Here is an 11,955-nt window from a genome sequence, read left to right as displayed (position 1 = left end):
GCGCAGCGCTGACGCGAGGCTGGGCATGTCAATAAAAAAACGTTTTGATTTCAAATATTTGGTAATTGCAGGGATTCTCTCTCTCGGCGGTCAGGTCCCCGCGCAAGCGGCGGATCTCGGTATCGTGCCGCCCAGCGGCGCAGTTCTTGGCGGCTGTTCTGACATCGTCCTGAGTTGCGAGAACGGTCGGCAATACCCGATATGTCCGATCGCTGTGAGTCTCGCGGGCGACATTGTAACGGCGACCCTTCACACCGGGCCGAATCGCCCCGCTTACGTTCGTCTCGTTCCGATGGGCGTCGGCTATCGTTATGCCGGCCGCAACATCTGGCTCGACGGGCTGCGCGAAAACGCGATCCTGAATTTCGGCAAGTACAGTTCGGTCGCCTGCACCGTCACCACGCCGTAAACGCGTCAATCGATCAAGGTCGCGATCTGTCGTGACGACGCATTGGATGTCGCGGGACTACAGGGCCGCGACTCCGCATCTGAGCGACGGCAGATGGCGCGATCGCCTTTCAGAGACCTCTCTTGTCTTGCGATAAACGAAAAGAGCGTTTTCGAGCGAGGCGCTGACGGGCTCGACCCGGAATGATTACCGGTTCGCGTCAAGACAACGTATCAAAACAAATCATAAGGCGTCGCTTCTTCGCCATGAGAAGCGGAAAAAGGCTGCAAGCCTCCCGCGCTCGATGATCGATCGAAGTGCGGCCTTCACGCGAACCGCTGTTATCCCCGGTTCGGGCCCGGAGATACGATTCGCTCAAGATGTCCTGTCTTTGCTGCGATTGAAACCGCTCAGCCCTTGGTGCGGAGAACCGCGTGGGCACGGCGCGGATACATGTACGACTTGGGATGCACATAGACCGGGCAAACGTCGTAATTGGCATGCTGTTGCCAATTCCACTTCCAGCATCCGACATCGACGGCAGGATCGAAATAATTGTACGGCACGTCGCCGAATGCATGAGCGCGTCCGCCCGGAATGGCAAATGCCGCAGCAAACGCGGCCAGGATCAGAGCGCGGCGGAAAAAGGTCATAACGACTCCATCGGTGATATTCATGCAAGTATGATGCGACCGGAGACGAGAATCAATATTCGGCGGCAAGCTGAGCACCGGTTTGCATGCGCTTTCACGCGAGCCGGCGTGGAAATGTGTATGGTTTTCCGCCGGCATCGATCGGCGCTCGTGATCCGGCATGGTGGTGGTGAGAACCGACTCCAACAACCGATCCAATACGTCCGGTCCGATGACGAAGAAGCCGGATTGATTGGTCGGAGCGAGAGGATTTGAACCTCCGACCCCTAGTCTCCCAGACTAGAGATTGTCCAAAACTATCCGTCACCATCCGTTACTTTCAACGGATGCGAACGGATTAAAAATCTAGATATTTCAGTTGCTTATTCTGTTGGTTCGGGCTAGTTAGGTCACAGAGCAAAACGCTCCATAACGACCATTTACCCACACCCCAGCCCACACCCCGAGCGACCTCCTGATGCCTGAGAGACTTACAGCCCCTTTCGTTGCGAAGGCAACAACACGCGCCTCGCGATACGAGATCGCGGACTCGTTGCAGCCCGGACTCAGATTGGTTGTCCAGCCGTCCGGTGCGAAAAGTTGGGCCTTTCGCTATGAGCGTTCGGATGGTCAGCGCGTAAAACTCACGCTGGGCCGCGCCGCCGGACCCGGCGCGCTCACACTGCAGCAGGCACGCGACGCTGCGAACGACGCGCGGCGTCTGCGTTCTACCGGTGGTGACCCTGCGGACCAGAAGCGCGCCGTTCGTAAAACTGAGATGGCGCGGATTGAGGCTGAAGAAAAAGAAGCCCGGCGGCGAGACGATACGGTCGCGCTTGTCCTTGATCGTTACTACCGCGACAAGGTCAACGCGATGAAGTCCGGGCCGGAACTCAAGCGGCTCCTGACCAAGGAATTGAGCCCATGGGCGAAGCGACGTGTTGACGATATCGACCGTACCGACGCCATTAAACTAATCGACGCAATCAAGGATCGTGGAGCGCCAGTCCACGCGAACCGGGTACGCGCGTTCACCCGGACATTCTTTGGCTGGTGTGTCGATAAGGCGCTGATTGAGAATAATCCGTTCGAGCGCACCAAGCCGGTGACGGTTGAGGTCGCGCGGGATCACGTCTTGTCCGATGACGAATTGCGGCTGGTTATGCTCGCGCTGGACCAGATGGATTGGATGTGGCGGGCACTCTATCGATTGCTGATCTTAACGGGGCAGCGGCGGGATGAAGTCGCGGGCATGGTTTGGACTGAAGTCGATCTGGACAAGTCCCTTTGGAAACTCCCGGCAGCGCGGGCGAAGAACAACCGAGAGCATATCATTCCCCTGCCCCCTGCTGCCGTAGCGATTCTGCGCGACCTTCCGAGGGTGCAAATCGCAGCCACGGTCAATGGCGTCGAGAAGATTGTGGACTCGCCATTTGTCCTAACCACCACCGGCAAAACGCCGGTCTCGGGATTCTCCAAAGCCAAAGGGCATTTAGACAAAGCCATAGCAGAAGTCGCGCGCAAGGAAGCGAAAAAGCGCGATGGGGATGTCGTTGAGGTCGCGCCTTGGCGGATTCACGACCTACGGCGGACAATGGCGTCGGGCATGGCACGACTCGGCGTCGCGGTGGCCGTCACAGAGAAGGTCTTGAATCATGTTTCCGGCACCTTCGCCGGGATTGTCGGCGTGTATCAGCGCCATGATTTTCTCGCCGAGAAGCGTCACGCCCTCAACCTGTGGGCAGACCACGTTGCGAGCCTGACGTCGGAACGCGAGTCGAATGTCGTGCGGCTTAAGGCCGAAGTGTAACGGAGGTAATCTCACATGTTCGGAACGTGGGCCGAAAAAGTCGATTTAGAACCAACGGGCAATCTTCGCCTCTCATTGATGCGCGGCGACCTTGCCCGCTTATCCGCTCTCTTTCAAGATACGCACAATCCGGCTGCGGCATGGCTCTGCTGGTACCTGGCTCAGAAATGGGGAATGCCCGCTCCGCAACCTGTTGCGGATGAGATCAACGGTTTCGCTGCACAGATTGCCAACCTGGCGATCGAGGCGCTGGATGGCAATACCGGGACACTAATCAACGCAGATGTTGCCGGCGCTCTTTGGGATACTTCGCCAAAGAAAGCGAAGGGCAAGACACGACGCGGATTAACCGGCCTGGCGGAGCAACTCTTTCTCTGGGACCGGGACATCTCGCTTGCGCTTCGTATCCACGAACTGCGCAAGGGCGGACTGACCGAAGACTTGGCCGTCGAAAAAGCCATCGAAGAGGCCAAAGCTGCCATCGAAGAAGCTAAGAAGAAAAACGCTAAGAGCAAACCGGCTAAGAGCAAAAGGGCCGAGAGCAAAAAAGCTAAAAACAAAAAGGCAATGAACAAAAGGCTGAAGGACGTAGAGGAAGAGGACGGGGTTTTTCGTTTTGATAATGCAAAACGCATCGGCCGGAAATTTCGGAAGGATTTTCTTACGGGAGATGCTGAGGCCGCAGAAATTGAGGCCGAAGAGGCGTTAAATGCTTGGATTTGCGAGAAGAAAGGTGGGGTAACTAGGACAGCGACCTGAGTTACTTCTCAACGCTCTCGCTCCTCGTTAGCTTCCGTTCATCACATTTCGCAACGGAGAAAACGTCGTGACTGCGCATCTTATGCCCGCCAAAGAAGTTCGTGCCCTATTCGGAGGAGTCAGTCAGATGACCATTTGGCGCTGGCTTCAAGACGAGTCGCTTGGCTTTCCGCAACCCACCGTCATTCGGAGCCGCCGCTATTGGGATGCCAATGAGATCGAGGAGTTTCGCAACCGCATGGTCGGCGCTGGCATCGCCAGGCGTGCGGCGTGAGGGAGGCCCGATGGTAGACACCGCGCTCGCCTAACCACATCCCCGCCTCCGGGCGGGCAAACCGGAAAATTCGAAGTCTTTATCAACGCGCCGAATGGTTCGGCGTGAACGATGGCCTATACCAAAAGAAGGACTGAACTATGACCAACATCGTAAATATCGCTACGAAGAATCGAGCAAAGTTCTTGAAGCGCGAAGCGGCCGTTGTGCGCGATCTTATCGCCGACGTGGACGCTACGGAGGCTTGCAAGTGCGAGCATTGCCAGCCCCGCGTAGCTAGGCGAGCATTGGCCGCTTATTTGCAGCAACTCACGGCGGAAGCGGTCTAGAACTCCCGACCCGCCTCCGGGCGGGCACCCTCCCCGACAATTCACCAGCACACCGCGCCGAACACCTCGGCACGGAACGATGGCCTGTTGGCCGAAAACCGAAGGAGACCAACTGATGAGCATTGACAAGATAGACCGCGCTTTCTTGCAAAGCGACCCGACAGAAATAATAAATTCACTCGATGATCCGTTTGATTTTTTCTACGGCCTCTGCAGTGCAATCGACAAGGCGTCGGCGGGAGGCAAGAAGGTGACACTTGGCCCAATGCAGGCACGGTTTGCCTCGGCTGCCATGATCAAGATCGCGACCGAGGCACAGGGAAGAGCCTGATTCAAAAAAACCGCGCCCGGACATGTGCCGGGCGCTTTCTTCTCCGAGCCCACGCGGCACTCTGCGGCGTGGTCGGTGGAGTTCGTTTTAGGGCTATTCGATCTGGCTGTTCAACATCGTTCACGAGTGTTCATGTGTATGTAGCGCAGAAAGGAGAGCACAAATGTCAGAAGAGTCGATAACCAACGCAGAATTTTGCGCGGAAGAGCGTGTGTCGCCACCTACGGCGCAGCGATACAGGCGCGAAGGCACAGGGCCGGCGTTCTATCGTCTGCCCGGCGGCGGTGTTCGCTATCGGCGAAGGGATGTAGAATTGTGGCGCGCTGCGCGCCGAGTTGAGCCGTAATCGCAAACAAAAAAAAGGGCCGCAAAGCGTACCAGCGCCGCGACCCTAATCTTGGAGTTTCTGAAAGTGCATTCTTATACCGAGCGCAACCGTGCGCATCAAGCTAATTCCGATCGACCGCGATATTTCATCCTCCTGAAGAGCGGTCGTTTACGTCCTGTCGATGTGCAGCCCGGCACGTTTTGCGTGAGGTTTCACGGTCGGTGGCATATCGTGGTTCGCGGCGAGAGCGACGCGGAATTTTTCCGTGACCACCCGGAGGCAGCTTGGCGCTTCACCACCCGGCGCTTGCCGTTCCACCACCGGGACTATTTCGAGTTCACCATCGTGACTCGCGACGGTCGCACGGAGGCGACGGGCGACCGGTGGGACTTTGAGGCCGCAGCGGACCTAACCACCGGCTCATTTCAGGATCGAATGAGGGCGACTGCCGAAATTCTGCTCGCCGATCCGAACCGCGCGTACACCTTGGCGGCTTGAACGGTGCACCTCTTTTCCGATTTGCCCGCCGATCCTCGGGCGGCGGCTGTGACTCTGGCTCGGCGTGGGTTCGCTGTGTTTCCGTGCAGGCCCGCCGATAAGACTCCGCTCACGGCCCACGGGTTTAAGGATGCGTCCACCGATGTGAGCGAAGTCGCAAGGATGTTCAATGGGGCTGGCCCCGCAGCGATGATCGGTCTGCCCACCGGGGTCGTCAACGGTGTAATCGTCGTCGACATCGAATCCATCGAAGGGCATGGAGTCGATGGCGACGCTGACGTGAAAGCCCTCGCGGACGAAGGATTCAGCCTGACTGAAAGTATCTGCGTAGTCCGCACGTGGTCGGGCGGATTGCATGTCTACTACCGTGCCCCACCGGGCGGGAGGCCGAGTTTCAAGTTCAAGCGCAAGGGAATCGAGGTGCGCGGCGATGGCGGGTACGTCATCTGCCCGCCCTCAGTATTTCACACCGGGCAGTTTTGGGAAGTGATCCAGTGAGCCGCGACGATTATCTGAAGGATATTCCGTTTCCGCCCGACTGGATTGCGAATCCTCCCACCCATCTTGTGAGGGGGAGCGTCAAGCGCGGGAATCTTGAAGTCGCGCCGACGCACTCGGTTGACGAGTCATCGCTTTATGCCCGTGCGGTGCTGGACAAACTGTCCAGCGAACTTGCCCGCGAGACTCGCGGTGGTCGGAACGACATGCTCAATAAGGTTGCCTACACGATGGGCGGGCACATTGCCGGGAATGCGATCGAGCGCGCCGAAGTCGAAGCGGCGTTGACAAGCGCCTGCCATCGCAATGGGCTTATGAAGGACGGTGCCGCCGCCGTTGAAAAGACAATCGCCAGCGGCATCAATAGCGGCATGTTGCGTCCGATTGTTTCGGAAGACGCTTCAATCGCCGATGACGATATCGGGTCGCGCATTGGGAGCGGCCCAACCGCCGCCCGTAAGCACGAAAAGTTCCGCGTCACGATGTTCGACGACATCGAAGAGACAGCCGCAAAGGAATGGGTGGTGGAAGGCTTTATTGCCGCCGGGGAGTTTTCCTACGCAGTCGGAAAACCCGGAGCGTCAAAGAGCGTCATTTTCACGGACGCGGCCTGTCATGTCGGGGCTGGCATGGAATGGCACGGGCGCAAGGTCAAAAAGGGCCTGGTCGTTTATTTCGCGGCGGAACGTGGAGCGACCACGCGCCGTCGCATGATGGCGTTTCGCAAGCACCATAATGTGTCGGGTGTTGCCGTAGCCGTAATCGAGGGGGCGGCCGACCTTACGAACGGCCTGGCGGACGCCGTGACCTTGGCTGAACGTATCGTGGAGTTAGGCAAGGACTGCGACCTGCCCCCGGTCTGGATCATTGTGGACACCCTATCGCGCACCTTCGGAGGTGGAGACCAAAACAAGTCCCAGGACATGGGCAAGTTCATTCGGGCTGTCGATACGATCATTGAAAAGACCGGGGCTCACGTCACTGTCATCCACCACACCCCTTGGGAGCAGGACCGTGCCAAGGGCGCAATCGACCTGGACGGCGCTGTGGATGTCTCCTTTATCGTGTGGAAAAACAAAGAGCGCTGCACGCTGCGCTGCGATGGAGCAAACGACCAGGAAGAGGGGAAGATTACGGCCTACACCATGAAATCAGTCGAGCTTGGAACTGACGAGAACGGAAAGGTTACGAACGCGCCGGTCGTCATTCGCGATGAGGCTGCAACCGATTCCGATGATTGCAGCAAGTTGACCAGCAAGAAGCCGGTGCTCGCTGTCCGGTTGTTCGAAACCGCGATCAAGGAGAAGGGAGAGGTAAATCCTGACAATGGGCAGACCGCAGTTCACGCCTCCCGCTTGAGGGAGATCATTCTCCGTGAGCAAGACAAGAGTTCGCACGCCACGGAGAAATCGAGGGAAGTTATGGTTCGTAGGATCATTCGCGATATTCGAACAAAGGCTGCGGACGAAATCGGCGAATGGTTCTACCCAAAGGCCGCGAACGACAACATTAAGGATCACCGAACCGGTATCGCGTAACAGCGAACAGCGTACACCCCCCTAAGGGGGGTGTACTGTACTGTTCGCCTGTTCGCTTAGAGAATACCCCGAACAAAAAAATAACGAACATGTTCGCGAACATATTCGCCAAAACTGTTCGCTACCGGAACCATGGTGGAAATTGGCCGCATGACCATTCAGAATGAGCAGAATGCCCATATCGAGCAGTCACAGAACGAGGTGCGCCGGTTCTGCGCTGAGACCCGCCAACCAATGCCCGCGATTTGGCCGGTCGCCATCGGTGGGTCGGCGACATTGACCGCCGCTCCCAGGCCATGGGGGGGTATCCCTCCCGCGTTTGAAACGTCGCGATCGTAATGTATAACAGCGCTTGGGTGTTTTGCGGCGTCGTGCAGCGAAACAGGTCATGCGCTGGTCGGGCCGCCGCGTGGAGCGCGCGTGACCAATGGATCGACAGACCTCTCCTCGCGACCTGCCGCGGGCACAATTTCTCGCCGAACGAGCCCTTGCGACGCTGGAGCGCTTTCTGCACATCGAAGCTGCTAGCGGCGTTGTGCTGCTGATCGCGGCGGCTGTTGCGCTGATCTGGGCCAACTCTCCTCTTGCTCAAAGCTATCACGATCTGTGGCATCTGCCGCTCTCGATCGGGATCGGTAGTTTCGTTTATGTGAAGTCCTTGCATTTCTGGGTCAGCGACGTGCTGATGACAGTCTTCTTTCTGGTTGTCGGAATGGAGATCCGGCGCGAGATCCATGAAGGGGCGCTGAGCAAACTCGATCAGGCGATCCTGCCAGTCGCTGCGGCGGCCGGAGGTGTCATCGTTCCAGCCTTGATCTATCTGGCGTTGAACACTAACGCGGGTCACCCCCACGGCTGGGCGGTGCCGACGGCGACCGACATCGCCTTCGCCGTGGGTGTGCTCGCTCTGCTTGGCCGCGCGATCCCCAGCAACGTGCGCGTCTTTCTGCTCGCACTCGCGATCATCGACGACGTCGTGGCTGTACTGATTATCGCCTTCTTCTACTCCGGCGGGTTCGATCCCGGCGGTTTTGCGATCGCCGCCCTCGGCGTCGTGATGGTGTTTGGGCTTCAACGGATCGGCGTGGGTTCAGCGTATGCTTATGTGGTTCCGGGTGCGGTCATTTGGATCGGCTTGCTGGTCAGCGGAGTCCATCCGACTCTTGCCGGCGTCGTGCTCGGCTTGATGACGCCGGTGATGTCCATTCCAATGCGCGAGCAGCCGATAGAGGTGTTGTCCCGTATTTCCGAGGATCTGCGGAACCACGACGCCGTGTCGGCGAAGGATGCGCGTCGTTTGGCTCACCCTCGGCGGCAGTTGCGTCTCGCCAATCGGGAGATGCTGCCGCCAGTGGTGCGCGTACAGACAGCGCTGCATCCCTGGGTCGCCTACGGCGTTATGCCTCTCTTCGCGCTCGCGAATGCGGGCATCAGCCTTGATGGGGTCTATCTCGGCACCACCGGTGCGCAACTGGTTATGATCGGCGTCGCCATCGCTCTCGTTGCAGGCAAACCTCTCGGTGTAATCGGCGCGACCTGGCTCATGGTGCGAATGGGCTGGTGCCGGCTGCCGCCAGGCGTGTCATGGGACGGCATCCTGCTGGTGGGTCTGTTGGCCGGTATCGGCTTTACCATGTCCATCTTCATCACCATGCTTGCCTTTGCCGATGAGAACCTGCTGGCCGCGGCAAAGCTCGGCGTGCTGTTGGGCTCTTCGGTGGCGGCGATGCTCGGGCTTGGCTGGGGCGTCGCCTGCGGTCGGCGTCGGTGAACTGCAACCTCACGGAACACCTTCGGGTGGGCTTAGCCAAGCCGGAAGACCTTTCGCATGAAATCAATCGGAAGCGCACTTGAGCGGCAGCGTTTTCGAAACGAAAGCGCAATTAATCGCGAAGCCGTCGCAAGATCGAGCGCAACGAACGAATGCTCGCAAGTTGGCGCGCGGTTCGGATTGAATGACGGAAGCGATTGAGATCGAGGGGCCGACGAAAGCAAAGTCGATCGAAGCGAGCCGCGAACGACATCGATAATGTCGAAGTCGGGCACCCAGACCGACCCTTTTAACGCGGCCGAACCGGAGCTATGCGCAGCATCCGGGATACGGAACCAGCCCTAAAAGCGACGAATGCGCGAAAGATCATCAAATCACGAAAAGAGAATATTTTCCTTTCATCGCAACGCACAAAGGTATTTGGGTCCTTCCAGATAGGCAGGGCCACGGGTGACGCGCGACCCCCCGATCCAACTAGATGCAAATGCATGAAGTTGGGTTGTTGTTCTCGCGAGAGGGAATTGGTGTATGGCGCGTGCGCTTTGGGGCGATTCCTTTGGGCCTGTGCGCGGTATCCTTTTGGCCGATCTTGGTGGTGCCTCAACCCATCAGGACGCCAGATGACCACCACACCCCTCTATCCGGCTGACTTCCGCGCCGCGCGAGTCACGCACCGCCGGAAGCGCCACAAAAATCCGCGCACGGTCACGACGCCTGATCGCGGCGTCAGCCCGCATGTGAAGCTAGTCTTCGCAGAGATGGCGCGGCTGCATGTGACTTACGACGAGTTGGAGGTTGGGTCTGGAGTCCGTAGGCCCACCGTCAAGCAGTGGCGTCGCAAGAATCGTCCGTCTCTGGAGTCGCTTGAAGCTGTGCTCGGATTCCTCGGGTGGTCTCTCTGTCCCGTTCCTGCGCTTGAGACGTTGACTGCTGACACGGCAGGCGAGCTTGTCACGATCGCCAAGAAGCTCGACCTCACGATGCCCCAAACGATGGCGGCTCTGATCGCGATCGGTGTCGAGCAAAAGCTGCTCTGTATGAGCGCCGAAGAAAAGCACGCGGCGCTCGCCGAACGTGAGGCGCGCAACCCCCGCGCCGCCAACGACAACACGCCTCGCCGTCGCCGTCGCAAGAACGTCGCTTAAGGGCTACCAAACCAGTCTGTTCGATCCGGGCGGATCGCTCATGATGCTCAGGCTTTGTCTTTGTCAGCGAAGACAAGTTTCGTGGGTCCAGTAGCCGGGCGGTGGTCCTCTTCCCACCGCTCGGCGGCTCGAAAGGTTCGAACTTCAATGTCCAAACAGTCTCTCAGCCAGCGCAAGGCCGCTGCATATCTTGGTGTTTCGCCGTCTACGTTGGGCGCATACGTTCGCGCCGGGCGGGCACCCGCACACGTCAATCTGCATGGCATTAGACGGTTTGAAGTCGCCGATTTGGATGCCTGGCTCAACGCGCGTCGGGGCGGAGGTTAGCAATGGGCCTCAGTGCTTACATCGATCAACCGCTCAGCAAGTTCATTGCCAACCAAAAGCAGGTCAGCGCATCGCTGCCGGTAGCGCCCCCTCAGCCAAAACCTGCCGCTCCATCGCCGACGGCAAAGCCCCATCAAGGAATCTCCGTCATGAGTGCTCGGAAGCAATCCCTTTTTCGCGAGTTTCAGGCGGCAACCGCCAACCTCTCATCCGCGCGACAATCTCTTGAGGACGCTCGATTCCTTTCGCGCAACGGTATGGCCAACAATCTCACATTCGCAACGCACGTCGAGCACGTCGCGTTCCACAACTGGCTCCGGACCGGTGACGCGTTCACCACCTGCCCGAACTGAGGATTGAGACATGAACTTCATCGACAAGCTGCTCGGCAGCAAGACCGCTGTCACCAGCGCTGGAATCCGCAACGAAATCGAGAAGGCCGAAAACGAGGCCGCCGCACTTCGCGATAAGATCGAAGGCATGTTGAGCGGCCTTGCCGTCATGACCGACGAACAGCACCTCGCCGCCGAGTCGAATGTCGCCGCACTCCGTCGCGCTATCACTCGCCTTGAGGTTCGCGCAAACACGCTTGCCGCAGAATTGCCCGCCGTCATCGCCACTGAGGAAGCCGCCCAGATCGCGGCCAAGAACGACGCTCTGCGCAGCCGTGTCGAAGCGTGCCGGAAGGCAAATACCGTGGAAAGTAAGAAGCTTTTGACCGAGTTTGACAAGTTGGCATCTCAGATGGGCGACATTTTCGCGCGCCTCAACGAGATCGCTGACGAAACTAACAGCGTCAACACGGCGCTAAAGAACAACCGCGTCGCCGACAGCGTTACCGGCTACGAGACTTTGTACCGTAGGCATCCGGCCGGTCACTATGAGTTGCCGCTTTCCACGATTGTGCTTCCTCCTGCTTTTGCCGGTGGCACGGCCGCCTGGCCCCGGTCATGAACGTGACCGGTCCCGAGATCATTTTGGAGCATCCCGTCGAGCTTGATGGGGTGCTCTATGAACGTTTGGCGGTGGCGTCATACGACGCCATCGCGAACTTCGAATGTCACAACGCGCCACGCGTGATTCTGTCTCTGGCGCGCGTATACGGCGTCCCCCGAAAACTCATTCGTCAGCTTGCACCTTCGGACGCCGAACGTGCCGGTGATTTGATTCGTGCGCTTCTCGACGATGTGGCGCGCTCTCCTAATTCATTCGAGTAACGACCATGGCAACAGGCTTCTCCGTATCAGTCAACATCGGCGGCAAGGTTTTGCCATCTCTCGCCGGCGCGGTCAGTGGCGCGAAGTCGCAAATCCGCACGCTGGAAGCG

The 11,955-nt window shown here is 58.5% G+C and carries 16 protein-coding genes and 1 tRNA gene; 15 read left to right on the top strand and 2 right to left on the bottom strand.

The features are described from left to right. Nucleotides 1-25 precede the first annotated feature (25 nt). On the top strand, nucleotides 26-409 hold the full coding sequence (locus ACS3WB_RS08535; RefSeq protein ID WP_438275137.1) for a hypothetical protein: 384 nt from the start codon (nucleotides 26-28) through the stop codon (nucleotides 407-409). A 389-nt stretch (nucleotides 410-798) separates the two neighbouring features. Here the strand turns inward: ACS3WB_RS08535 and ACS3WB_RS08530 are convergent, their stop codons facing one another. Both ACS3WB_RS08530 and ACS3WB_RS08525 read right to left on the bottom strand, forming a co-directional pair. Continuing rightward, entirely contained in the window at nucleotides 799-1,227 is a 429-nt protein-coding gene (locus tag ACS3WB_RS08530; protein WP_438275136.1) for a hypothetical protein, read from the bottom strand. Between the two features lie 47 nt (nucleotides 1,228-1,274). After that, nucleotides 1,275-1,354: transfer RNA gene (locus tag ACS3WB_RS08525), tRNA-Pro, on the bottom strand. A 144-nt stretch (nucleotides 1,355-1,498) separates the two neighbouring features. Between ACS3WB_RS08525 and ACS3WB_RS08520 the strand changes: the two genes are divergently transcribed. The 14 genes from ACS3WB_RS08520 to ACS3WB_RS08455 all read left to right on the top strand — a co-directional run bounded on the left by ACS3WB_RS08520 (nucleotide 1,499) and on the right by ACS3WB_RS08455 (nucleotide 11,845). Beyond that, nucleotides 1,499-2,830: a tyrosine-type recombinase/integrase gene (locus tag ACS3WB_RS08520; protein ID WP_438275135.1), complete on the top strand. Its 1,332-nt coding sequence runs from the start codon at nucleotides 1,499-1,501 to the stop codon at nucleotides 2,828-2,830. A 15-nt stretch (nucleotides 2,831-2,845) separates the two neighbouring features. Beyond that, nucleotides 2,846-3,589 (top strand): hypothetical protein, encoded by a 744-nt coding sequence (locus tag ACS3WB_RS08515; protein ID WP_438275134.1) that lies wholly within the window; start codon nucleotides 2,846-2,848, stop codon nucleotides 3,587-3,589. A 127-nt stretch (nucleotides 3,590-3,716) separates the two neighbouring features. Beyond that, entirely contained in the window at nucleotides 3,717-3,863 is a 147-nt protein-coding gene (locus ACS3WB_RS08510; RefSeq protein WP_438275133.1) for a hypothetical protein, read from the top strand. Between the two features lie 444 nt (nucleotides 3,864-4,307). After that, a complete protein-coding gene (locus tag ACS3WB_RS08505; RefSeq protein ID WP_438275132.1) occupies nucleotides 4,308-4,523 on the top strand; it encodes a hypothetical protein in 216 nt (71 codons plus the stop codon). A gap of 163 nt (nucleotides 4,524-4,686) precedes the next feature. After that, nucleotides 4,687-4,869, top strand: coding sequence for a helix-turn-helix transcriptional regulator (locus ACS3WB_RS08500; RefSeq protein ID WP_438275131.1), 183 nt, complete (start codon nucleotides 4,687-4,689; stop codon nucleotides 4,867-4,869). Nucleotides 4,870-4,920: 51 nt separating this feature from the next. Continuing rightward, nucleotides 4,921-5,349, top strand: coding sequence for a hypothetical protein (locus ACS3WB_RS08495; RefSeq protein ID WP_438275130.1), 429 nt, complete (start codon nucleotides 4,921-4,923; stop codon nucleotides 5,347-5,349). Nucleotides 5,350-5,352: 3 nt separating this feature from the next. Then, complete coding sequence (locus tag ACS3WB_RS08490; protein ID WP_438275129.1) at nucleotides 5,353-5,847, top strand: bifunctional DNA primase/polymerase; 495 nt, start codon at nucleotides 5,353-5,355, stop codon at nucleotides 5,845-5,847. After that, a complete protein-coding gene (locus ACS3WB_RS08485) occupies nucleotides 5,844-7,385 on the top strand; it encodes an AAA family ATPase (protein ID WP_438275128.1) in 1,542 nt (513 codons plus the stop codon). The genes ACS3WB_RS08490 and ACS3WB_RS08485 overlap by 4 nt, the downstream gene beginning before the upstream one ends. A gap of 427 nt (nucleotides 7,386-7,812) precedes the next feature. After that, on the top strand, nucleotides 7,813-9,156 hold the full coding sequence (gene nhaA, locus ACS3WB_RS08480; RefSeq protein ID WP_438275127.1) for a Na+/H+ antiporter NhaA: 1,344 nt from the start codon (nucleotides 7,813-7,815) through the stop codon (nucleotides 9,154-9,156). A gap of 620 nt (nucleotides 9,157-9,776) precedes the next feature. Then, nucleotides 9,777-10,301 carry a hypothetical protein gene (locus ACS3WB_RS08475; RefSeq protein ID WP_438275126.1) on the top strand — a complete coding sequence of 175 codons (525 nt, stop codon included), beginning with the start codon at nucleotides 9,777-9,779 and terminating at the stop codon, nucleotides 10,299-10,301. A gap of 147 nt (nucleotides 10,302-10,448) precedes the next feature. After that, on the top strand, nucleotides 10,449-10,628 hold the full coding sequence (locus ACS3WB_RS08470) for a helix-turn-helix transcriptional regulator (protein WP_438275125.1): 180 nt from the start codon (nucleotides 10,449-10,451) through the stop codon (nucleotides 10,626-10,628). A 2-nt stretch (nucleotides 10,629-10,630) separates the two neighbouring features. Then, nucleotides 10,631-10,981: a hypothetical protein gene (locus ACS3WB_RS08465; protein WP_438275124.1), complete on the top strand. Its 351-nt coding sequence runs from the start codon at nucleotides 10,631-10,633 to the stop codon at nucleotides 10,979-10,981. Nucleotides 10,982-10,991: 10 nt separating this feature from the next. After that, on the top strand, nucleotides 10,992-11,582 hold the full coding sequence (locus tag ACS3WB_RS08460) for a hypothetical protein (protein ID WP_438275123.1): 591 nt from the start codon (nucleotides 10,992-10,994) through the stop codon (nucleotides 11,580-11,582). Continuing rightward, complete coding sequence (locus ACS3WB_RS08455) at nucleotides 11,579-11,845, top strand: phage tail assembly protein (RefSeq protein ID WP_438275122.1); 267 nt, start codon at nucleotides 11,579-11,581, stop codon at nucleotides 11,843-11,845. The genes ACS3WB_RS08460 and ACS3WB_RS08455 overlap by 4 nt, the downstream gene beginning before the upstream one ends. Nucleotides 11,846-11,955 lie beyond the last annotated feature (110 nt).

This window comes from Nitrobacter sp., assembly GCF_051535215.1.
Classification (GTDB): Bacteria; Pseudomonadota; Alphaproteobacteria; order Rhizobiales; family Xanthobacteraceae; genus Nitrobacter.
The sequence above is the reverse complement of the archived record's forward strand: the minus strand, read 5'-3'. Positions and strand labels throughout refer to the sequence as shown.